Source organism: Candidatus Mycolicibacterium alkanivorans (assembly GCF_022760805.1).
GTDB lineage: Bacteria > Actinomycetota > Actinomycetes > Mycobacteriales > Mycobacteriaceae > Mycobacterium > Mycobacterium alkanivorans.
In genome coordinates, this window is the sequence record NZ_JAIVFL010000001.1 from 2084191 (window position 1) to 2106566 (window position 22376).

The window sequence follows — 22376 nt, forward strand, 5'->3', positions numbered from 1 at the left end:
CGGCCCACACACGCATCATTGGGAATCCATCCTGTACGTGTGCCGCGGTTGCGGTGTTTTCGATCCGCCCTGAATCACGCACAATCTGCCGCTACGTGTTCTCCGGTAGCGCCAAGGTTGGTAAGCACTCATGTAACCGGGCCAACGGGGTCAGCGCGGTAAGCCTCTGACCTGGGGATATGCCCTCACAGCAAACTCGCCGGCCACTACCTGAGGCAAAGTTCGCGTTACACTTCTGGTGAGAGTGTAAACAAACTCAATCCGCTGACCCGAGATCGAGCGGCCGTCGCCGCAACATTTCCAAGGGTCAGCAGGCGATGGTCGTCGCGAAAGCCATGCGCCTCAACGGTGTTAAGAAACTTAACACTCGCCAAGCAGCATCCGAGAGGTTTCTGCGTGCGGCGCGGGAGAACGATTGGCGGATTCCGCCATTCGCTCCAGTCCTCCCGTAGGTTTACACTTCAGGCGGAGGTGTAACGTGCGTGCTGGGCCTAAGCGGGAAGTGCAGGCGCCGCCGCTGACCTTCGACGGCTGGCCGGCCGCCCGGGCGCGGCGCCGCACGAAGTTCATCGGCGAATACCTGGTGTGCCCGCGCGGCCGGGGCGCCAACGAGCCGTTCCGGCTGCGGCCGTTCCAGCGGGAGATCATCGCGGGCGCGTTCACGCCGGGCGTCCGCTCCGCCCTCGTCAGCGTCCCGCGAGCCAACGGCAAGTCCATGCTGGCCGCCGCGCTCGGCATCGCAGAGCTGTTCGTCGGCCCGCCGTCCGCCGAGGTGCTGTGCGTGGCGTCCGACGCGAGGCAGGCGGCGATCATCCTCAAGTACGCGCGCCGCATGATCGAACTCAACCCGGTGCTGGCCGAGCGGACCCAAATCTTCGCCGACCGCCTGTACGTGCCGCAGAACGACGCCATGCTACTGCCGTTGCCGGCCGAGCCGGGAGCGTTGCACGGCCACGACCCGAGTCTGCTGATCGTCGACGAACTGCATGTGGTGACCGAGCAGGTGTGGGAGGCGGTCACCTCCGTGTCCGGTAAGAGACCGGAGTCGTTGACGCTGGCGATCTCCACCCCGGCGAGCACACCCGACAGTGTGATGTGGGCGTTGGTGGAGCACGGCCGCCGCGGTGATGATCCGTCGTTCTTCTTCCGCGAGTACTGCGCGCCGGCCGGCTGCGCGACTGATGACCGTAAGGCGTGGCGGGTGGCGAACCCGGCGTTGGCGTGCCGGAACCCGTTCCTGGCCGAGGATGGACTCGAGGCGGCCCGGCGCACGATCCGCGAGCCGGTGTTCCGGCAGCTGCGCCTCGGGCAGTGGGTGACCGGTGTCGATCAGTGGTTGCCGTTCGGCAGCTGGGACGCCTGCAGGGCCGGCCGCGATGTCGGGATCGGGGAACGGGTCGTCCTCGGCTTCGACGGGTCCGCGTCCGGCGATAGCACGGCGATCGTCGGCTGCACCCTGTCCGGGCACCTGTTCCTGGTCGGCCTGTGGGAGAACCCGGGCTTCCCGTCGTGGCGGGTGCCGCGCGACGAGGTCGACGCCGCCGTCGATCTGGCGTTCGCCAGATACGACGTGGCCGAGTTGGCGTGCGATCCGTGGGGCTGGCGTTCCGAGGTGGAGACGTGGGCGCACCGGCACGGGGAGCGACGGGTGCTGGAGTGGAACACCGCCGCACCGCAGCGCATGGCACCCGCGACGGACCGGCTGTATCAGGCGGTGGTGACCCGCGCGGTGACCCACGACGGGGATCCGGGTTTGGCCGCGCACATGGCGCACGCGGTGGCGAAGACCACGGCTCAGGGTGATCTGATCGCGAAGGACAAGCGCGGAAGTCCACGCAAGATCGACGCGGCGATCGCGGCGATCGTGGCGTTCGACCGGGCGGCCTGGCATCAAACCAAATCACGGAAACGGACGAGGAGCTTCGTGTGAGCGCGCAGATACCGATCGACTTGGAAACGTTGCTGATGAAGTTGGACGAGCCGCAAGCACGGTACGCCGAGCTGGACGCCTATTACACAGGGATGCAGGCGCTTTCGTTTCTGTCGCCGGAGGCGCGGACGGCTTTGGGTGGCCGGTTCGGGCGGATGGCAAGCAATATTCCGCGGCTTGCGGTGACCGCTCTCGCCGAGCGGCTGCGGATCACCGGGTTCTCCGATCCCGGGCTGTGGGCCGATTGGGTGCGCAACGATATGGATCAGCTCGCCGGCGTGGCGCATCGTGAGGCGCTGCAGCTCGGCGATGCGTTCGTGATCGTGTGGGCCGATCAGTCCGGCCGGCCGAAGGTCACGATCGAGTCGGCGAAACAGGTTGCGGCGCAAACCGATCCGGGGACGCGGCGGATCATGGCGGCGGTGAAACGGTGGGAGACCAAGACCACCACCGAGGCTGTCTGGTATGGGCCGGACCGGATCGTGCGGTACCGGGCGGACCAGACGGGGGCGACGATCCACGGTTTCCGCGCGGTCGAGGAGCTGGTCAATCCGCTCGGCGAGGTGCCGGTCGTCGCGATCCGCAACACCGGCAGGATCCTGGAGGATCGTGGCGCATCGGAGCTCGACGACCTGATGCCGCTGGTCGACGGGCTGAACAAGACTTTGGCCGACATGCTGGTGGCGTCGGAGTACACGGCCCGGCCGCGTCGCTGGGCTACGGGGATCGAGCTGGTCGAGGACCCTGTGCTCGACGCGGCGGGTAACGAGACGGGTGAGACGGTCGAGGTCAATCCGATCCCGGAAGGTGCGCGGGCGATGATCAGTGAGAACGAGACCGCGAAGTTCGGGCAGCTGCCGGGCGCGGACCTGTCCGGGTATGAGACGGCGGTGAAGGTGCTGCTCGGTCAGATCGAGGCTGTGTCCACCCTGCCGTCGCACTATCTGGGTGTGTTGTCGGATCAGCCGGCGTCGGCGGATGCTCTGCGGGCGGCCGAGGCTAGCCTGACCGCCCGCGCGGAGGCCCGTCAGGCCACGTTCGGCCGGGCTTGGGAGCAGGTTGCGAAGCTGATGGTCGCGATCGGCACGGGCCGCGATCCGCAGTTGATCGACGACATCCGGGTGCAGTGGGCTGATGCCAGTACCCGATCGGTCGCGCAGGAGTCCGACGCGGTGGTGAAGTTGTTTGCGGCCGGCTTGTTGCCGCGTGACTACGCGCTGCAGCGCCTGGGCTACAGCGATGACGTGATCGCGTCGATGACGTCGTCGTCATCGGCCGGACCGCGAGCGTTGGACTACTTCAACCCGGCGAAGGGAATGCCGAATGTCTTCTGACCCGACCGAGGCCGAGGAAACGGGCGCTGAGAGCCCTGTAGACGAACGAACCGACCACCCCGAGGGTGATCGTATGGGGGAGCCTCCCGCGGAAACGCAGGGCGACGATCGGGGCTCGTTTCCGCGCGCATATGTCGAGCGGCTGCGTGACGAGAACGCGAAGTACCGTCAGCGGGCTCAACATGCCGATGACCTTGCTCGGCGCCTGTTCACCGAGCTGGTCCGCTCGACCGGCCGGCTCGCCGATCCCGATGATCTGCCCTACGACCCGGAGTTGCTCGACGACCCGGACAAGCTGACGGCGGCGATCGGAGCGCTGATCGAGCGCCGCCCGCATTACGCGGCGCGCCGGCCGTCCGGTGATGTCGGGCAGGGCGCGAAGCCGGGCGCGGGGAAGGTTGATCTGGCGGCGATCCTCCGTCAGCGGGCCGGCTAGGTACCCCTCCGGGGTATGATGAAGGCGTAGCGCCCGGCGCGCACCCCGGTTGTCCTGGTGACACAGGTAGATCCCATTCCCTTGTCACAGAACGGACATCCCCATGGCTGAGACAACTTCCACCGCGCCCGAGTTGCTTGCAGAGCAGGTTGCGTCGCTGTTGGTTCAACCCCTCGAAGCAGCCTCCGTGGTGCTGTCCAGCGGCCCGCGGATCTTCGACACCGCCGGCGTGCTGCGCGTCCCGAAGATCGCCGGCTCCGATCCGGTGAACTACGTCGCCGAGGCCGGCCTGATCGACTCCACCCACTCGACCGCGTTCGACGAGGTCGTGCTGATGCCGACCGAACGCAAGTCGATTAAGGTAATCGAAAGGTACACAAGGGAATTGGTGCGCCAGTCCGTGGTCGGCATCGACTCCGTCCTGCAGAACCGCCTCGTGAAGGTCGTCAGTGATCAGCTCGATCAGGCTCTGCTGACCGGGGCCGGCACGGACACCTCCGAGCAGCAGGTGATCACCGTCAACGGCACCCCGACCGGCGGCACGTTCACCGTGTCCTACCGCGGTGTGGCGTCGGGAAACATCGCGTTCAACGCCGCCTCCTCCGCAGTGCAGACCGCTTTGCAGGCGGTCTCGACGATCGGGGCCAGCAACGCCACCGTGGCCGGGTCGGCGGGCGGCCCGTACACCGTCACCTTCGCCGGCGCGCTGGCCAACCTGAACGTGCCGCAGATGACCGCGGACGGTGCGCTGCTGACCGGCGGCACCGACATGAGCGTGACCGTGACCACCACAGTGCATGGTGAGGCCGGCAAGGGCATCACCGGTTTGACCAAGCAGGCCGGCGTGCAGACCGGGACGCTCGACGTCACCAACGCCGACTCACTGCTCACCGCGATCGGGCAGGCCGTCGCCGCCGAGGTCACACCGAACCGGTGGTTCATCTCCGGCGCCGACTTCATCGCGCTCCGCAAACTCAAGGAGCAGACCGGGTCGGCGAAATACCTGCTGGAGTCCGACGTCACCTCCGGCCCCACCTACCGGATGTTCGGTATCGGGGTCACACCGACGAACAAACTGCCTACGGGCACAGCGGTTTTGGTTGACATGAGTCAGGTGGCGGTGGCCCGCGACGTCGCCCCCAGCGTCACGATCCTCACCGAACGCTACGCCGAGTACGACGAGATCGGCATCCGGGTGACCACCCGCTACGACTTGGGTGTTTTGCAGCCGGCTGCCGTGATCGTGCTGACCGCCTGATGCCGATCGTGACGGGCGGTGATGTCGCCGCGTTCCTCGGGCAGGGCAGCGACACGCTGCTGGTCTCCATGTGCGACGAAACCGTGCCGATCATCACCGCGATGGTCTCCTCCTACACCCGAGGTAGGGGGTTCGTCGCGGGTGAGCCCGACGACGAGCTGGCCGCCGTGATCATCTGCGCCTCGGCCAGGCTGGCCGCCAACCCCGAGCAGATCCCCACCAGGGTCGGGTCGGTGGAGGTCCGTGGCGGGTTCAACGGGTTCAGCTTGGCCGAGTTGTTCATCCTCAACCGGTATCGGGTGCGGGCGCTGTGATCTACCACGACAGCATCGAGGTGGCGACGGAGGCCCCCTACGATCCGCCCCAATATGACGAGGCCGGCGGGGAACTCTTTACCACAGTCGTCGTAACGGTTGCCGGTGAAGTGTTCCCACTCGACACCGAGCAGGCGCTTGATGTCGGTGCCGGTGTCGTCACCTCCCGGTACCGGATGGTCCTGGCGCCCCGCGTCGACATCCCGCCCCGCATCGGCAACCAGCTGCGTCTGGGATGGGGGATGTTCGGACTCGACCCGGTGAACCCGTTCTCCTACAACAGTGGCCTGCTGGTCGACGGCACCGTGGAGCGGCATATGCTGCGCGGCCGGCTGCACCATTACGAGCTGATCACCAAAAGCGTCCTGGCGTGATCTGTGCCCACACCGTGCCCACAATCTGCCCACAGTTACAGGTAACTAGCGTGAACAACAGTGATGTGTTTTAGCTGGTGGACGCCACGTAAACGCGCCCAACAGCACCGGAAATATGGTTCGAGTCCATCCGGGGGAGCAGCATCTCACGCTTGGCACCGCCGGACTGGGTTCCGCACCGGCGGCGAACGCCTCGTGCGCCTCCTTCTTCGGGATTGGCATCGGGTCCGTATTGGGGCGGCGGCCTGACCATCTCCATCGGCGGCCAGCCGTTGGCGAAACCCTCACCAGTTGAATGCCTGCAGGACAACAGTTCCCAGGCACAGCAGCACGCCGAGGTACGGGATCGCCGCAGGGACATTGATGTACCCCTGGTGATCGCGGTGGCGCCGCTTGATGACGATCAGCGAGGCGTTCACCAGGGTGAAGATGATGAGCACGAGCAGGCTGGTGAGTTGGGCCAGCGACACCAGTGGCAGCAGTGCCGTGCCGATGATCATTGCGGTTATCACGACGAGTGTGGCGATCACCGGCGTCTGGTACGCACCGTGCACGCGGGCGAACCTGCTGTGGATCCAGCCCTCCTTGGCCAGTCCGTAGAGAATGCGCGAGCCCATGATGATCTGCACGATCACGCCGTTCATCGCGGCGGTCATCCCGATGAGGCTGAGGAAAACCCCGTGGCTTGCCCCGCCCCGCTCGAAAACCAGCGTCAGCGGTGCTTCACTGGCCGCGAGTTCGGCCGGGGACACCAGAGTCGTCGAGACCACAACAACCAGCAGGTACAGCACAGTGGAGGCCAGCAGCGCGAACAGGATGGCCAGCGGCATGGTGCGGCTGGGTCGCTTGACTTCCTCGGAGACATTGACCATGTCCTCGAACCCGATGAAGGCATAGAAAGCCAGGAACGCGCCGGTGAAGACGCCGCCGATGCCGACCGCCGGGTCGATCGCCAGCAAGTGGCCAACATCGATGTGCGCGAACGCGTTCCGTCCGACCCAGATGACCAGCACCAGGCCGAGCACCTCCAAGCCGGTGAGCACTGCGGCCATCGTCGCCGACTCGCCTATTCCCTTGATCGCGACCGCCCCGATCACCACGAGCAGGCCCACGCTGCCCACGATGGTCGGAACCGCGACGAACGAGTTCAGATAGCCCGCGAAGCCCTGTGCCAGTGCCGCCGCCGAAGCGACACCGCCGCCGACCATCGTCAGGCCGATCGCCGTTGAGAGCCGGCGCTTACCGAACGCGCGGTGCAGGTACACCGAGACGCTGGCGCTGACGGGATAGCGGCCCGCGAGTTCCATGTAGGACAACGCGGTGACCGCGGCGGTGACCATGGCGATGAGGAACGCCAGCGTGGTGCTGTGCCCGGCGAAGCCCGCCACCTTGCCGACGAGCACATAGATGCCGGCGCCCACGATGTTGCCGAGGCCGTACAGAGTGACCAGGGGCAGCCCGAGAGACCGGTTCAGCTTGGCGTTGTCGCCCCCGGCGCCCACCCGCAGAGTGTATGCACTCCCAGCGCCGGAGAATCAGTGCGAGTTGAGAACCGCATGCAGGGGCTCACGGTGGTGCCGATCAGGGCGACGCCGAGCAGGATGAAGTCGTGTGACCACTGGAAGTGAGGGACGACGAGGCTGGTGGGCCTCGCCCGGCGCCAAGGGCGGTCAGCTGTCGTTGCCGACCGTCACCGCCGTGGCCTGCTCGGTGATCTCGTCGAGTTCATCTTCCTCGACATCAATCCCCGTGAGGTGGCGGCTGGTCAACCCGAGCACACCGGCGGCGGCCAGCACCGCTGCCGCACCGACCCAGAACGGCAGGTGCACACTGACCCGCTCACCGAGAAAGCCGGCCAGCCACGGCGCGAACGCGGCGCCGCCGAACCGGACGAAGCCGTAGGCCGCCGAGGCCACCCCGCGTTCGACCGGCGCGGCCTTCATCACCGTCTCGGTGATCAGGGTGTTGTTGATGCCGATGAACAACCCGGCGATCACCACACAGGAGGCCAGCACGGCCTTGTTGTCGGTACCCAGCGCCATCACCGCGAGCACCGCCGACATGCACAGCAGGTTCACCAGCAGCACCGGCACGGTACCGAACCGGGCTTGGAGCCGCGGGGCGGCGACCACCGAGGTGAAGGCCAGCGCAAGGCCCCAGCCGAAGAAGATCAGCCCGATCTGGTGCGCGCTCATGTTCAGGGGGAACGGGGTGAACGCCAGCAGGGTGAAGAATCCGAAGTTGTAGAGCAGCGCCGTGATCGCCACACCGAGCAGGCCGCGGTGGCGCAGAGCGCGGAACGGGTCGGCCAGTGTGGTGGCGCGTTGCGGGCGGGGTGTCTCGGGCAGCAGCACGGCGGTCACCACCAGGGCGACGGCCATCAGCGCCGACACCCCGAAGAACGGCCCGCGCCACGAGATCGAACCCAGCACGCCGCCGACCAGCGGCCCCACCGCGATGCCCAGCCCCAGCGCGGCCTCGTAGAGGATGATCGCCTGGGCCACCGAGCCACGCGCGGAGCCGACGATGGTCGCCAGGGCGGTTGCGATGAACAGCGCATTGCCCAGGCCCCACAGGGCCCGCCAGCCGACGATGCCCATCACGGTGTCCGACATTCCGGCCAGCCCGGCGCCGGCGATGATGACGACAAGGCCGAGCAGCAGTGTGCGCTTGGGTCCGATGCGGCTGGACACCACGCCGGTGATCAGCATGGCCACCCCCATCACGGCCATGTAGCTGGTGAACAGCAGCGACACCTGTGACGGCGTGGCATCCAGGCTGTCGGCGATGGGCTTGAGGATGGGGTCGACGAGCCCGATGCCCATGAAGGCGACGACGGACGCGAAGGCAACGGCCCAAACGGCCTTGGGTTGGCGCCACATCGGTGGCTACTCCTAACTTCTCAGCGGTCGGATTCAGCAGCGGTGTCGAGATCGTCGAGCAGCCGGTGCAACGGCCCGATGGCTGCCGACAGAGTGTCGCGGTCCTCCTCGGAGAGGCGCGCGACGCGCGGATCGATGACGGCGGCCCGATCGGCCCTGACGCGGGCCAGGATGCGTTGACCCTCCGGCGTGATGCGAATGCGAACCGCGCGTGCGTCGTCGGGATCGGGGGTGCGGGCCACCAGCCCGGCGTCCTCGAGGCGACGGACCTGGGTGGTCATCGTCGGCTGCGAGCAGTGGTCGAGCTCGGCCAGATCGGAGATCCGGGCCTCGCCCTGGTCGTCGATCGTGCCGAGCAGCCGGGCCTGCGCCCACGGCAGCGGTAGCCGGATGCGCTGGGTGGCCAGCCGGTTGAGCTTGGCGACGACGGTGAGCAGGTCCGAGCCCAAGCCGGTGGTGGTGGTCTGCGGACTCATCTCTCCATATTTACATAGAAATACTATGTTGTCAGACTCGGTCGAAGGTGGCTTTGCTCACAGGCAGGTCGCACGCGCTGCGGGGTCCGGCCGGCTGGCAGAATCGTGAGATGACCGCGACGCGACCGGAGGCGCTGCAACAGCGGCCTCCCGGTCCGACGTCTTCGCGACAGCGCGGCACATCCCTGACTCCGGTGGAGATGGCGCAGGCCTCGGTGATGGCCGCGCTCAGCGCGGCGCTGACCATTCTGTCCATCGTCATCCCGTTCGCCGGCGGCCTCTCGCTGCTCGTGACCGTCCCGATGGGACTGCTCGGTTACCGCTACCGCGTCCGCGTGCTGCTGGCGGCCACCTTCGCCGCCAGCGTCATCGCGTTCCTCATCGCCGGCATCAGCGGCTTCATGGTGGTGCTGAACTGCGCCTATGTCGGCGGGCTCACCGGCATCATCAAGCGCCGCGGTCGCGGTACACCGACGGTAGTCGCGGTGTCGGTGGTCGCCGGGGTGATCTCCGGGTTCTTCATCATCGCCGCGTTGACCGTCCTGGTCCGGTTGCGCACCCTGACGTTCGAGGCGATGACCGCCAACGTCGACGGCGTGGTCTCGGTGATGTCGCGCTTCGAGCCGTTCCGACCCGGCGCCGAGGACTTCAAACGCTTCTTCACCACCGCGCTGGACTACTGGCCGCTGTTGCTGATGGGCTACGCGATCCTGTCGATGATGATCGTCACCCTGGTCGGGTGGTGGGCGCTGTCGCGGGTGCTGCAACGCCTGCGCGGCATCCCCGACGTGCACAAACTCGAGCCGTCGGCCGAGGACGGGCCCGTGGCGCCCGTGCCGGTCCGGCTCGCCGAGGCGCGCTTCCGCTACCCGGGTGCCGCCCACGACGCGCTCGCGCCGCTGACCCTGACCGTCGAGGCCGGCGAACACGTCGCCGTCACCGGGGCAAACGGCTCGGGGAAGACCACGCTGATGCTGTTGCTGTCCGGGCGCGAACCCACCTCGGGCACCGTCGAGCGGCCCGGGGCGGTGGGGCTTGGCCGGCTGGGCGGGACGGCGGTGGTCATGCAGCATCCGGAGAGCCAGGTGCTGGGGACCAGGGTCGCCGACGACGTGGTGTGGGGACTGCCGCCGGGAACGCACACCGACATTGCGGCTCTGCTCGACGAGGTGGGCCTGGCCGGTATGGAGGAGCGCGACACCGGCGGGCTGTCCGGCGGTGAGCTGCAACGGCTGGCCGTGGCCGCAGCGCTGGCCCGCCAGCCCTCGATGCTGATCGCCGACGAGATCACCAGCATGGTCGACCAGCGTGGCCGCGAGACGCTGCTGAGCGTGCTGTCCGGACTGACCGAGCGCCACCGGATGACGTTGGTGCAGATCACCCACTACACCAACGAGGCCGACATTGCCGACCGCGTCGTCAATCTCAGCGACTCGCAGGACAACACCGACACGGTCGGCAGCGCCGCCGCGCCCGCGCCGACGATCGCCACCACACCGCATCGGGGGGCTCCGGTGCTGCAGCTCGACGGCGTCGGCCACGAATACGCCAGCGGCACCCCGTGGGCCAAGACCGCCCTGCGTGATGTGAGTTTCGCCGTCGCCGAGGGCGACGGCGTTCTCATCCACGGCGGCAACGGTTCCGGCAAGTCCACCCTCGCCTGGATCATGGCCGGGCTCACGACGCCGACCACGGGCTCCTGCCTGGTGCGCGGCCGCCCGGCGCACGATCACCTCGGCGAGGTGGCGATCGCGTTCCAGGCCGCCCGGCTGCAGCTGATGCGTGCCCGCGTCGACTCGGAAATCGCCTCGGCGGCGGGCTTTTCACCCGACGACAGGGTCCGGGTGGTCTCGGCACTGGGCGCGGTGGGACTGGATGCGTCGCTGGCCCGGCGCCGTATCGACCAGCTCTCCGGCGGGCAGATGCGCCGTGTGGTGCTGGCGGGGTTGCTGGCCCGCAAGCCGCAGGCGCTGATCCTCGACGAGCCGCTGGCCGGTCTGGACGCCGCCAGTCAGCGCGGGCTGCTGCGCCTGCTGGCGGATCTGCGCCACAACACCGGTCTGACGGTCGTGGTGATCTCACACGACTTCGTCGGCCTCGAAGAGCTCTGTCCGACTACATTGCACCTGACCGACGGCGTGCTGGCCGCGGCGCCGACGGCGGCGGGAGGTAGGTCGTGACGGCCGCCCGCCAGTCCCGTCCGGTGGTGCTGCTGCGCCCGGTCCCCGGTACCTCGGTGATCCACGAGCTGTGGGCGGGCACCAAACTCATTGTGGTGCTTGCCTTTTCGGCTCTCCTAGCGTTCTACCCGGGATGGCTGTCGATCGCTCTGGTGGCCGTCGCGGTGGGCGCAGCGGTCTGGCTGGCCCACATCCCGCGCGGCGCGCTGCCCTCGATCCCGAAGTGGCTGTGGCTGCTGTTGCTGCTCGGCGCGGCGACCGCGGGACTGGCCGGCGGCAGCCCGGAGTTTCACCTCGGACCGGTCGACATCGGGTTGGGCGGGCTGCTGAAGTTCCTGCGGATCACCGCGGTGTCGATCCTGCTGCTGGCGCTCGGCGCGATGGTGTCGTGGACGACCAACGTCGCCGACGTGGCTCCCGCGGTGGCGCGGCTGGGTCGGCCGCTGAAGGTCCTGCGCATCCCGGTGGACGACTGGGCGGTGGCACTTGCCTTGGCGCTGCGGGCTTTTCCGATGCTGCTCGACGAGTTCCGCCTCATGTACGCGGCGCGGCGGTTGCGGCCCCGGCCGGTGCTGACCACGCGGCGGGCGCGACGGCGCCGCTGGGCCATCGAGATGGTCGACCTGCTTGCCGCGGGCATCACCGTGACGCTGCGCCGCGCCGACGAGATGGGCGATGCCATCACCGCGCGCGGTGGCACCGGGCAGATCGCCGCGGCACCGTCGGGGCCGCGGAGCGCGGACTGGGTGACGCTGGCCATCACGGTGCTGTTGTGCGCGTTGGCGATCGGACTGGAGATCGTCGGGCTGTCCGGCGGTTAGCGAGGTGCCGCGGTGTTGGCTGCGCGCTGCGCGGCCGCAAGCACTTCGGCGACGGGCGTTCTGCCGAGGAACATCTCGTCGAAGTAGGGCTTGATCGCCTGGTAGCCGGCGGCGAAGCCGGCACCGCCAGGTGCGGCGATCCGCGCGCCGTCGAGCACCGTGAAGAACGGGGTGACGTCGACGCCCTTGGCCGACCAGTAGTCGAAGTACACCTTCTGCGCGGCGAGCACAGCGGGGATTGCCGCGCCGCGCCTGCCGACGTATTCGTTGCCCTCGCGGCTGCCCAGCCACGCCAGCACCTCGCGGACAGCCTCGGGGTGGCGGCTGGCCGGATTGCCCGCCGCGGCAATGCCGTTGGTGACGCTGACCCGCCCCGCCGGCCCGATCGGAAGCATGGCGAGGCCCCACCGGAAGGTGGCCTGATCGGCGATCTGGGCCAGGTTGTAGGTGCCGGACTGGAAGATCGCCATCCGCCCGGACATGAACTGGTTGCGGCAGAAGTCGCCGTTGCCGTTGGTGTCCGACGCCGGTGGCGCCACCCGGTCGGTGTTGATTAGGCCGACGACGTAGCGGAACGCCTCGGCGGCCTGGGGATTGTCGAACGCGAACCGGTCGCCGGTGGCGAACTTTCCGCCGGCCGAACCGATGTAGTTGAGGTAGATGCCCTGCAGGTCGTTGGCCGCGTGTAGCTCCACTGGCGGCCGTGGGTGAGGCGGTGCAATAGCGGCCGCAGCGTGTCGTTGGCGGGGTCGGGATCCCAGCGCAGCGTGTTCAGCTCGGCTGGGTCGACGCCGTCGGCGGCCAGCAGGTCGGCGTTGTAGTACAGGGCGATACCGGCGTCGGTCAGTTGCGGCACCCCCCACAGCGTGCCGGTGCGGGTGAACTGCGCGACCACGGACTGGTCCCAGCCGGCACTGGGTTGCACGGCCATCAACCGGCTGTTGTCGGCGTACTCGGCGAAGTAGGCGTTGTTGATCCAGAAGACGTCGTCGGCGCCGCCGCCGGCCACGTCGGTGCGCAGGGTGTCGAAGTAGCTCGCGTAGGCCACGACGTTGACGCGCACCTCGAAACCGGGGTGGGTGCGGCTGAACTCGGCGAACGAGTCGCGGTAGGCGGCGGCGACCTGCTGGTCCCACAGCCGCACGGTGATCACCGTCTTGCCGCCCGGCGCACCGGTGCGGCCCAGCGCCCACACCCCGGCCACCAGCAGCAGCGCGACCCCGACCAGCGCGGCCAGCAGCAGCGTCGAGGTTCTCGGCCGGCTCATTTGAGCCCCGTCACCACGATCGAGCGCACGATGTGGCGCTGGAACGTCAGGAACAGCACGATCAGCGGGACGATCGCGACGGTCGTGGCGGCCATCACCAGCGTCCACTGCGCGTTGAACTGCGACTGCAGGCCCGCGGTGGCCACCGTCAGTACCCGCCAGGTGCTGCCACTGGTGATCACCAGCGGCCACATGAACGAATTCCATTGACTCACAACGGTGATCAGGGTCAGCGTCACCAGGATCGGCTTGCTGGACGGCAGGATCACGTGCACGATCACGTCGAGGGTGTTGGCGCCGTCCAGCCGCGCGGCGTTGAGCAGGTCGGCGGGGATGGCCCTGAAGTACTCACGCAGCAGGAAGATCGCGTACGGCGAGCCGAACAGCAACGGCAGCACCAGCGCCCAGAACGTGTTGCGCAGACCGAGTTCGGCCATCATCAGGTACAGCGGTACCACCGTCACCGTGGCGGGCACCATCAGCGTGGCGACATACACCCAGAACAGCGCGTCGCGTCCGGGGAACTCCAGGCGCGCGAATGCGTAGGCCGCCAGCACCGAGAAAGTCAACTGGCCGATGGTGATGATCGCTGTCATCAGCGCGGTGACCGCCAGCGCCCGGCCGAACCCGGCGTCACCCAGCGCGGCATAGTTGGCCAGCGTCGGCGGATCGGGCAGCGACAGCGGTGTGCCGGTGGCGAACTGGTGCACGGAGGTGAACGACGTCAGCAGACCGAGCCCGAACGGGGCGAGCGTGAGCAGCGCCCCGGCGAGCATCCCGGCATAGATCAGCGCGTTACGTGAGGTCATAGCTGATCCGGCGGCGGAAGTAGAGATGCTGGACGATCGTGGCGCCCACGAGGATCACGAACAGCACCAGCGCCATGACGGCCGCCCGCCCGATGGCCGCGGCGCCGAAGGCTTCGGCGTAGATGCGGTGGGCCACCAGGTCGGTGCGCCCGGCCGGACCACCGCCGGTCAGCGCGTACACCGTGTCGAACACCTGCGCGGCGCTGACGATGCCGGTGACCGAGACGAAGAACAAGGTCGGGCGCAGCATCGGCAGGGTGACACGCCAGAACCGCTGCCAGCCCGTCGCGCCGTCGAGGCGCGCGGCGGCCTGGATCTGCGGCGGGATGGCCAGGATGCCGGCCAGGAAGAACAGCGTCAGGTAGCCGACGTTGGTCCACACCGTGACCGCCGAGACCACCGGCAGCGCCAGGCCGGGATCGGTGAGCCACTCGATGGGCCGGCCCAGCACAGTACTGACCGCGCCGTCGGTGGGCGCCAGGATCCAGTGCCACAGCACCGCCACCGCCAGCGGCGAGCACACCCACGGCACCACGTACAGCGTGCGGAATACCCCGCTGCCGGGAAGTTCGCGGGCCAGCAGCGAGGCCGCCGCCAAACCCAGGACGATCTGGGCGGGCACCACGATCGCGATGAAGATCAGTGTCACCAGCAGGGAGTTGCCGAAAGTGGCGTCGCTGAGAACCGATCGCCAATTGTCCAGACCCACATAGCGGATCGGGCCCAACAGATCCCAGCGGTGCAGGCTCAGCCACACCACGACGAGCATCGGCAGCAGCAGGAAGCACACCACCCCGAACAGGCTCGGCGCCAGCAGCGCGTACCCCAGCAGGGTCGAGCGCACACGCCGGGTGGTCACCCCAGTCATTAAAGCCGGTGGCGGTGCCCGCCCGTTACGGTGTAGCGGTGAGTCCTCGTGTTGTCGACGCCGACTTCATCGCCCTGCCCCGCCAGCTGTTGGCCGATGCCGCGCTGACCGCCGCCATACAGGCGGGTGCCAGCTACGCCGACCTGCGCATCCACGCCATCACCACCGAGGTGGTGCAGCTGCGTGACGGGGAGCTGGAGACCGCCGTCACCGACCGGGAGGTCGGGCTCGCGATCCGGGTCATCGTCGAGGGCACCTGGGGTTTTGCCTCCCATGCCGAGCTCGCGCCCGAGGTCGCCGCGGACACGGCGCGCCGGGCGGTGGCGGTGGCCAGGACGCTGGGCGCGCTGAACGCCGAGCGCATCGAGTTGGCCGCCGAACCCGTCTACGCCGAGGCCACCTGGGTGTCGAGCTACGCCATCGACCCGTTCACCATCTCGACCGCCGACAAGATCGGGCTGCTGGAGGAGTACTCCGGCCGGCTGTTGGCCGCCGACGGGGTGGACCACGTTTCGGCAATGGTCAACGCGGTCAAGGAGCAGGTGTTCTACGCCGACACGTTCGGCTCGAGCATCACGCAGCAGCGGGTGCGGGTGATGCCGGTTCTGGAGGCGGTGGCCGTCGACGCCGCGGCGGGCAGCTTCGAGTCGATGCGGACCCTGGCCCCGCCCACCGCGCGGGGCTGGGAGGCCCTGGCCGATGGCGAGGTCTGGGACTGGTCTTCCGAGCTGGCCGAGCTGCCCACCCTGCTGGCCGAGAAGACGAAGGCGCCCAGCGTGGTCGCTGGGCCGACCGATCTGGTGATCGACCCGACCAACCTGTGGCTGACCATCCACGAATCGATCGGGCACGCCACCGAATACGACCGGGCGATCGGCTACGAGGCGGCCTATGCTGGCACGTCGTTCGCCACGCCGGACAAGCTGAACACGATGCGCTACGGCTCGCCGGTGATGAACGTGACCGCCGACCGAACCGTCGAATACGGTTTGGCGACAATCGGATACGACGACGAAGGTGTTGCAGCCCAAAGCTGGGATCTGGTGCGCGACGGGGTCTTCGTCGGCTATCAGCTCGACCGGGTGTTCGCGCCGCGACTGGGGCAGTCCAGGTCCAACGGCTGCTCCTATGCCGACTCCCCGCATCACGTGCCGATCCAGCGGATGGCCAACGTCTCGCTGCAACCCGGAGCCGACGACCTGAGCACCGTTGATCTGATCAGCCGGGTGAGCGAGGGCATCTACATCGTCGGCGACAAGTCGTGGTCAATCGACATGCAGCGCTACAACTTCCAGTTCACCGGGCAGCGGTTCTACCGCATCCGCGACGGCAGGCTCGACGGCCAGGTGCGCGATGTGGCCTACCAGGCCACCACCACCGCCTTCTGGAACTCGATGGAAGCCGTCGGCGGGCGAAAGACATGGCAACTCGGCGGGGCGTTCAACTGCGGCAAGGCTCAACCCGGTCAGGTCGCAGCGGTGAGCCACGGCTGCCCATCGGCGTTGTTCCGCGGGGTGAATGTACTGAATACCCGTGAGGAGGCGGGCCGATGACCGCGCCTCGGCGAGGAGGGGCGCGAATGATTCCCGCACAACAGGTCGTCGAACTCGCCCTGGCGGCGGCCACCGTCGACGAGACTGTCGTCATCGTCACCGACCGCGCCGAAGCCTCATTGCGCTGGGCCGGGAACTCGATGACCACCAACGGGGTGTCGACCACCCGCTCCACGACCGTGATTTCCATTGTGCGCAAAGGGAACACCTCTCATACGGGGTCAATCCGCACCAGCGACGTCGACCCGTCGGCGATCGGGGCACTGGTGGCCGCCGCCGAGCAGGCGGCGCACGCCGCTCCCGAGGCTCGCGACAGCGCGCCGCTGCGGTCCGGCAGCGGAACTCCCGACGACTGGAACAAGCCGGTGCCCGAGACCGGAGCGGAGGTGTTCGCCGATGTCGCCGAGTCACTGTCGGCCGGGTTCGGTGGCCCCGACCGGCTGTACGGCTACGCCCACCACCTGGTCGAGACGACGTTTTTGGCCACCTCGACCGGGGTGCGTCGCCGCTTCACCCAGCCCACCGGCACGGTGGAGATCAACGCCAAGCGCGACGGTGCCAGCGCCTGGGCCGGGGTCAGCACGCCGTGGTTCCATGACGTCCCGACCGACGCCATGCTCGAGGATCTGGCGATGCGGCTGGGCTGGGCCAATCGCACCGTCGAGCTGCCCGCCGGACGCTACGAGACGTTGATGCCGCCGTCGACCGTGGCCGACATGATGATCTACCTCGGCTGGTCGATGGAGGGCCGCGGCGCGCAGGAGGGACGCACCGCCCTGTCGGCGCCCGGCGGGGGAACGCGGGTGGGGGAGAAGCTGACCGGGCTTCCGCTGACGATGTACTCCGATCCGTTCGCAACCGGTCTGGAGTGCGCACCGTTCGTCGCCGCCACCAGCAGCTCCGAGCGAATCTCGGTGTTCGACAACGGATTCGACATCGGCCGGGTCGACTGGATTCGCGACGGCACCATCAACGCGCTGGCCTACCCGCGGGCCGCGGCCGCCGAGTTCGGCACCCAGCCCGCGATGCCCGCCGACAACCTGCTGATGACCGGCGGCGCAGCCAGTCTCGCCGACATGGTGGCGGCCACCGAACGCGGCCTGCTGCTGACCACGCTGTGGTATATCCGCACCGTAGACCCGACCACGCTGCTGCTGACCGGGCTGACCCGCGACGGGGTGTACCTCATCGAGGACGGCGAGGTCACTGCGGCGGTCAACAACTTCCGGTTCAACGAGAGCCCGCTGGACCTGCTACGGCGGGCCGGCGAGGCCGGTGTGGCCGAGATGACGCTGCCGCGAGAGTGGGGCGACTGGGCCACCCGCGCGGTGATGCCGACGCTGAGAATCCCCGACTTCCACATGTCATCGGTGAGCCAGGCGCAATAATCCACTCAAGCGCAGTACGCCTGATTGCCGACTGCTGCCTCCGGCGTGCGACCATAGTGCTGCGCTGTCGGCGCCCAGGGGCGGTAGCTCAGTTGGTTAGAGCCGCGGACTCATAATCCGCTGGTCGCGGGTTCGAGCCCCGCCCGCCCTACATGTTCCAATTTCAGGCCGAGTCAGCCCCCTCTTGACGCCGAGATAATCAGCGCTGACCTGCGAAAACAGGTAAAGGGCTGGGTGAGGGGGCTCTAGATTTCAGCGGCTTCTACTCCGAAACGATCCCTGAATACGAAATCCGCGGCGACTGATGCATCCCGGCACCGGCGAAGCGCGGACGGAGCCGATGTCAGCTGCCCTTGGGCTGTGGGCACTTTCCGTCGACGACCAGCGGCAGGTTGATGGTCGACGTCTGTAAAACGCCGCCGGTGTCAGTGGTCCCGCCGGCGACGATGCACTTGCCCTCGATGATGGCGTCCGTATCGACACGGTGGCGAGCGGCGAACAGGGTGGTGTCGTTGGTCTGCACCGTGGTTTTCGTGCTACTCCCGTCGGCACCGAGCGTCGTCACGACGATCGTCTTGTCACTGAGCGAATCGACGGTGCCGCGAAAGCCCCCCAACGCGCTGGACGGAAGCCCTGCGTTGTCAGCGCCGCCGGTCTTCTGGCACTGACCGCCACCCGATGCGCCGACCACTACGGCATCAGCGGTGACGGTGCCGCCTTCCGCACCACTTGCGGGCCGGATGGTGACGCACAGGCCAGGGGTGATGTCGGTCGGCTTGGCGGGTGTCAGCTCCATGATCTTCGTCGACGGGGAGAACGCGACCTTCGCCGATCCGTTGGGTCCGATTACCTCGATCGTCGTGCCGGACACCGAATCGATGGACCCGATCACCTCGACTTCGCCCTTTTCGCCGTGGATTTTCGACGGAAGCTGCGCCCGACGCCGCCGCGGACGTGGTGTTCGGTGCCGCCGAAGAGGCGCTCGACGAACTGTCCTTGGACGAACCGCACGCGACCGCCGACAGTGCGGCTATCCCGACGAAGGCCAGCATCGAGTAGGTCGTTAACGGTGGCTTTCGCATGGCGGCCCCTGACCGACGTTGGTCAGGCGACACTAAACGCGGCCGTCGTTGGCCCTCGCACCTTATTGAACAGCGCGCAAATATCGTGCCAATATTTTGGCCCAGCGCGCACAACGCGGTGAACACGGAGAGCGGTGTCGACTGCTCGACTGGGCCGTTACCGGCATCGAGACCCCGATGTATGCCTCAGCTGAGCAAGCCTCAGTTCCCGCGCGGACCGGCCAGCAGGTCGACCAGTATCCGCACCTGCTCGTCGAACAAGGCTGCGGAGTCTACGAACGTGTCGGAGCCGTACTGTCCGAACACCTCGAGGCTGATGGCGCCGACGATGACCGCCCAGCCGACCGTGCATCTCACTACCAGCGCATCGTCGCCGTGGAAACCGAACTCGACACGAAGACGCTGCAAATCCTCTGAAAGTGATTGTGCAACAGTCCGTTTCGTATGCATGACGGTTCCGCTGGCGATTCCCGAAGCGACCGCATCGAACAGTGCCTGGACCACCCGCGTGCCTGGCCCGATGGTGAGCTCCGCAGGAGCGTGATAGCCGGGAACCGGGCTGCCATAGAGCAGCGCCCAGCAGGCGGGCTGCTCAAGCGCCCACTGCCGCGTCGCCCGCGCGATGGCGGTGACATCGCCCTGCCATCCGGCTCCGGCGGCGCCCTCCCGCGCCAGCTCAACATGGTCGGCAAGCTGGGAGTAGGCGTCGACAAGCAACAGGGTGAGCAGCTCGTCGCGACTGGCGACGTAGCGGTACACCGCAGAGGAGGCCATGCCCAGATCCCGGGCGATCGCGCGCACGGACAGCCCGGCTGCGCCTTCCGTCACCAGCTGCTGACGTGCGAGCTCCAGGATCTGCGCCTCGATTCGCTGCCGGGACGCCTCTCGTTTGCCCATCGGCTGAGTGTGACACAAAAGAGAGCAGCGCTCTTGATTTATCGAGCGAGCCATGCGAGCCTGGAGGAACGAGAGCACCGCTCACGAAACTGGCAGGAGTCATGATGACCGCCCACTACGACCGCCCGAACACCGCCGCACGCGGTCTCAACACCGTCATCCGGGTCCTCGCGGAATGGGGTATCGGTGTCGCGGGCAACAGAGCCCTGCGGGTGCGCGGCCGCACCAGCGGCATGATGCGACGCGTTGTGGTCAACGTATTGCGGGTCGACGGCGTCGACTACCTGGTGTCGCCCCGCGGGAACACCCAGTGGTCGCGCAATGCCCGGGCGGCCGGGACGGTGGAACTCGGGCCACGCTGGCAGCGCCGCACGGCCACGGTCACCGAAGTGCCCGACGAGGTCAAACCCGAACTATTGCGGCTGTACCTGCAGCGCTGGTACTGGGAGGTCAAAGGGCACGCCGCCGGGCTGACGCCACAGTCCAGCGCTGAGGAACTGCGCGCCGCAGCTCCGCTGATTCCGGTGTTCGCACTCGGTAGGTAGGGGCCCGCAGGGGCTCGTTGTCGATCTGGCATCCGACCGTTACCCCTTGCTGCTCGCGCCGATCGGCCGAGCGTGTCAGGGTCGATCCCGTGGCGGCCAACGGGTGGAACAAGACTGACTGTCGGCTGGCGGCGCGGTGTGCGGCGGTGGCGTCCATCGGCGCAGCGGTCATCCACTTCGGGGTAGCGCCGATGCACGGGCGGGATTGGTTGCCGTCCGGGTTGTTCTTCGCCGCGATTGCGGTCTTCCAACTGATGTGGGCGTTCGTCGTCTGGATGCGCCCAATTCCGCTGGTGCTCACTACGGGAATCCTGGCCAATACGGGTTCGGTCGGGCTGTGGGTGATGTCCCGGATCGTGGGCGCACCATTCGGCCCCTACGCCGGTCAACCCGAGGCGGTCGACACCGCCGGCATCTGCGTCCTACTACTTCAGTGCTACGTCGTCATGGGCGCCGGGTGGGCGTGGCCCCGCCGCTTCTGGGTCGGAGAGGTTTCCAATCTTGGCAGGGCGCTCGTCCTGCTTGGTGCCAATACCGTGATGGCCGGAGCGGTGACGGTGGGACTGGCTTCGAGCCAGCAGGGCCACGACCACCATCACCACGGCGGCACCGACGCGGCGCAAGCAGAACATCAGGCCGTCCACGATGCGCATACTGCGGGTGACCACCGCAACGCCGATCCCGCTGCGTCGCCGGATGTCGTTGCACCCCAGCCATCTTCGGCTCCGACCTCTCTTGAATCCGGGTTGCCGGTGACCGATATGGGGTTGGAGACCGACGGTCATCACCACGATCATCACGACTGAGACCGGCCCGATACGTCGACCCTGAGCACGCGATCGGTCATCGCTCGGCAAAGCCGGGCTGGTGTTCTCCGAGCGGCGCGGCATAAACGTATTCCACCGGTTGTCCTTCGATTCAGTACCGGCCCTGTGCGCGGCCTTAGGCCCCACCTGCTGCAGCTGAGGCAGTCCGCGCGGTCGGGTCACGTGCTTTGCGACCGAAAGTCGTGTGGTCCTCGCAATTATTTGCCAGACTCTAGGTGGCAAACGGTTGTGCCGGAGACTACGGTCAGCTCTGCGGGACGGGGGTCTCGCCATGCGCAAGGCGAGCCTAACGATTGCGTTGACTGTTCTGACGCTCGGCGCCGTGCTGTTGCTGGCGTTTGTGCCGACGGCACCGGTGCTGGTTGCACTGACCGCGACGGCGTTGTTCATGGGCGGGACGGGACACCCGCTGAGCATTCCGCAGGACACCACCGAGTACATCACGCAGTACGTCGACAGCGCGTACGGCCACTACGTCGCACCCAGCGGACTGTGCACCGGCGGTGATCCGGGTTGCGCGCACGTCGCGGTGTATACCCCCGAAGAGTTCCCGCTCGACACCGGTCTGTTCGACACGCCGTTCGACGAGTCGGTGAGCATCGGCTTGGCCAATCTTGACACCTGCGTGCGCGGTACCGCGTGCACCGTGACGAAACCTCCGTTCACGACCACCGGTTCGGCGTCGCTGACCGACAGCGGCCTGGGCGAGAACCGCCCGCCCCTCGGCGGCGACTGCCTGAACCTCACAGACCGCCGAGATCGTCGGGCACATCGACGGCGTGGGGCCGCAACGTCTCCATCGGCACCAGATCCAGGGTGCGTTCGTGCGTGCACGCCAGTACGACTGGCGCGGCGCAGCCGTCTTGATGGGCGCGAAGCCAGTTCCGCGCGGTGACACACCACCGGTCACCGGGCACCAGACCGGGGAAGCGGAACTGCGGCATCGGCCTCGACAGGTCGTTGCCGATCGAGCGCTGGTGCTCCAGGAAATCCGCCGTCACGACCGCGCAGATGGTGTGCAGGCCGACGTCCTCCGGCCCACTGGAGCAGCAGCCGTCGCGGTAGAAGCCGGTGAGCGGGTCGGTGCCGCACGGTTCCAGTTCGTCGCCGAGCACGTTGCGATCAGTCACGGCAT

20 protein-coding genes, 1 tRNA gene and 1 pseudogene are annotated in these 22376 nt (G+C 67.7%); 13 read left to right on the top strand and 9 right to left on the bottom strand.

Annotated features, from left to right (window positions below; genetic code table 11):
* Positions 1 to 478: 478 nt before the first annotated feature.
* From K9U37_RS10450 to K9U37_RS10475, 6 genes are all read left to right on the top strand, one after another.
* Entirely contained in the window at positions 479 to 1930 is a 1452-nt protein-coding gene (locus K9U37_RS10450) for a terminase large subunit domain-containing protein (protein WP_243071632.1), read from the top strand.
* Between the two features lie 35 nt (positions 1931 to 1965).
* Positions 1966 to 3264, top strand: coding sequence for a phage portal protein (locus K9U37_RS10455; RefSeq protein ID WP_243073314.1), 1299 nt, complete (start codon positions 1966 to 1968; stop codon positions 3262 to 3264).
* Positions 3254 to 3700, top strand: a complete 447-nt coding sequence (locus K9U37_RS10460) for a hypothetical protein (RefSeq protein WP_308197367.1) — start codon at positions 3254 to 3256, stop codon at positions 3698 to 3700. The genes K9U37_RS10455 and K9U37_RS10460 overlap by 11 nt, the downstream gene beginning before the upstream one ends.
* 103 nt (positions 3701 to 3803) lie before the next feature.
* The gene (locus tag K9U37_RS10465) at positions 3804 to 4958 is read left to right on the top strand and encodes a phage major capsid protein (RefSeq protein WP_243071633.1); all 1155 of its coding nucleotides are present in this window, start codon (positions 3804 to 3806) and stop codon (positions 4956 to 4958) included.
* Complete coding sequence (locus K9U37_RS10470; RefSeq protein WP_243071634.1) at positions 4958 to 5272, top strand: hypothetical protein; 315 nt, start codon at positions 4958 to 4960, stop codon at positions 5270 to 5272. Before K9U37_RS10465 ends, K9U37_RS10470 begins: the two co-directional genes overlap by 1 nt.
* Positions 5269 to 5646, top strand: coding sequence for a hypothetical protein (locus K9U37_RS10475; RefSeq protein ID WP_243071635.1), 378 nt, complete (start codon positions 5269 to 5271; stop codon positions 5644 to 5646). The genes K9U37_RS10470 and K9U37_RS10475 overlap by 4 nt, the downstream gene beginning before the upstream one ends.
* Before the next feature lie 284 nt (positions 5647 to 5930).
* On the opposite strand, the gene K9U37_RS10480 is transcribed toward K9U37_RS10475, so the two are convergent.
* The 3 genes from K9U37_RS10480 to K9U37_RS10490 form a co-directional block, all read right to left on the bottom strand.
* Positions 5931 to 7148, bottom strand: a complete 1218-nt coding sequence (locus tag K9U37_RS10480) for an APC family permease (RefSeq protein WP_243071636.1) — start codon at positions 7146 to 7148, stop codon at positions 5931 to 5933.
* Between the two features lie 168 nt (positions 7149 to 7316).
* Entirely contained in the window at positions 7317 to 8528 is a 1212-nt protein-coding gene (locus tag K9U37_RS10485; protein WP_243071637.1) for an MFS transporter, read from the bottom strand.
* A gap of 20 nt (positions 8529 to 8548) precedes the next feature.
* The gene (locus tag K9U37_RS10490) at positions 8549 to 9004 is read right to left on the bottom strand and encodes a MarR family winged helix-turn-helix transcriptional regulator (RefSeq protein ID WP_243071638.1); all 456 of its coding nucleotides are present in this window, start codon (positions 9002 to 9004) and stop codon (positions 8549 to 8551) included.
* A gap of 110 nt (positions 9005 to 9114) precedes the next feature.
* Between K9U37_RS10490 and K9U37_RS10495 the strand changes: the two genes are divergently transcribed.
* Together K9U37_RS10495 and K9U37_RS10500 are read left to right on the top strand one after the other, a co-directional pair.
* Positions 9115 to 11184, top strand: a complete 2070-nt coding sequence (locus K9U37_RS10495; protein WP_243071639.1) for an ABC transporter ATP-binding protein — start codon at positions 9115 to 9117, stop codon at positions 11182 to 11184.
* Positions 11181 to 12005 carry a CbiQ family ECF transporter T component gene (locus K9U37_RS10500; RefSeq protein WP_243071640.1) on the top strand — a complete coding sequence of 275 codons (825 nt, stop codon included), beginning with the start codon at positions 11181 to 11183 and terminating at the stop codon, positions 12003 to 12005. Before K9U37_RS10495 ends, K9U37_RS10500 begins: the two co-directional genes overlap by 4 nt.
* On the opposite strand, the pseudogene K9U37_RS10505 reads toward K9U37_RS10500, so the two are convergent.
* The 3 genes and pseudogenes from K9U37_RS10505 to K9U37_RS10515 form a co-directional block, all read right to left on the bottom strand.
* Positions 12002 to 13272: pseudogene (locus K9U37_RS10505) on the bottom strand (extracellular solute-binding protein). The gene K9U37_RS10500 and the pseudogene K9U37_RS10505 sit on opposite strands and share 4 nt — an antisense overlap.
* On the bottom strand, positions 13269 to 14081 hold the full coding sequence (locus tag K9U37_RS10510) for a carbohydrate ABC transporter permease (RefSeq protein WP_243071641.1): 813 nt from the start codon (positions 14079 to 14081) through the stop codon (positions 13269 to 13271). Before K9U37_RS10510 ends, K9U37_RS10505 begins: the two are co-directional and overlap by 4 nt.
* Complete coding sequence (locus tag K9U37_RS10515; RefSeq protein WP_243071642.1) at positions 14068 to 14949, bottom strand: carbohydrate ABC transporter permease; 882 nt, start codon at positions 14947 to 14949, stop codon at positions 14068 to 14070. The genes K9U37_RS10510 and K9U37_RS10515 overlap by 14 nt, the downstream gene beginning before the upstream one ends.
* A 38-nt stretch (positions 14950 to 14987) precedes the next feature.
* Here K9U37_RS10515 and K9U37_RS10520 point away from each other — a divergent pair, with 38 nt between their 5' ends.
* From K9U37_RS10520 to K9U37_RS10530, 3 genes are all read left to right on the top strand, one after another.
* The gene (locus K9U37_RS10520) at positions 14988 to 16502 is read left to right on the top strand and encodes a TldD/PmbA family protein (protein WP_243071643.1); all 1515 of its coding nucleotides are present in this window, start codon (positions 14988 to 14990) and stop codon (positions 16500 to 16502) included.
* Positions 16503 to 16528: 26 nt separating this feature from the next.
* Complete coding sequence (locus K9U37_RS10525; protein WP_243071644.1) at positions 16529 to 17890, top strand: metallopeptidase TldD-related protein; 1362 nt, start codon at positions 16529 to 16531, stop codon at positions 17888 to 17890.
* Between the two features lie 77 nt (positions 17891 to 17967).
* Positions 17968 to 18041: transfer RNA gene (locus K9U37_RS10530), tRNA-Ile, on the top strand.
* A 192-nt stretch (positions 18042 to 18233) separates the two neighbouring features.
* On the opposite strand, the gene K9U37_RS10535 is transcribed toward K9U37_RS10530, so the two are convergent.
* Together K9U37_RS10535 and K9U37_RS10540 are read right to left on the bottom strand one after the other, a co-directional pair.
* Positions 18234 to 18782 (bottom strand): DUF5666 domain-containing protein, encoded by a 549-nt coding sequence (locus K9U37_RS10535; RefSeq protein WP_243071645.1) that lies wholly within the window; start codon positions 18780 to 18782, stop codon positions 18234 to 18236.
* Between the two features lie 391 nt (positions 18783 to 19173).
* Positions 19174 to 19869 carry a TetR/AcrR family transcriptional regulator gene (locus K9U37_RS10540; protein ID WP_243071646.1) on the bottom strand — a complete coding sequence of 232 codons (696 nt, stop codon included), beginning with the start codon at positions 19867 to 19869 and terminating at the stop codon, positions 19174 to 19176.
* 104 nt (positions 19870 to 19973) lie between these two features.
* Between K9U37_RS10540 and K9U37_RS10545 the strand changes: the two genes are divergently transcribed.
* Together K9U37_RS10545 and K9U37_RS10550 are read left to right on the top strand one after the other, a co-directional pair.
* The gene (locus K9U37_RS10545; protein ID WP_243071647.1) at positions 19974 to 20414 is read left to right on the top strand and encodes a nitroreductase/quinone reductase family protein; all 441 of its coding nucleotides are present in this window, start codon (positions 19974 to 19976) and stop codon (positions 20412 to 20414) included.
* A gap of 89 nt (positions 20415 to 20503) precedes the next feature.
* Positions 20504 to 21220 carry a hypothetical protein gene (locus tag K9U37_RS10550; protein WP_243071648.1) on the top strand — a complete coding sequence of 239 codons (717 nt, stop codon included), beginning with the start codon at positions 20504 to 20506 and terminating at the stop codon, positions 21218 to 21220.
* Between the two features lie 764 nt (positions 21221 to 21984).
* On the opposite strand, the gene K9U37_RS10555 is transcribed toward K9U37_RS10550, so the two are convergent.
* The gene (locus K9U37_RS10555; RefSeq protein ID WP_243071649.1) at positions 21985 to 22371 is read right to left on the bottom strand and encodes a DUF2237 family protein; all 387 of its coding nucleotides are present in this window, start codon (positions 22369 to 22371) and stop codon (positions 21985 to 21987) included.
* Positions 22372 to 22376: the final 5 nt, after the last annotated feature.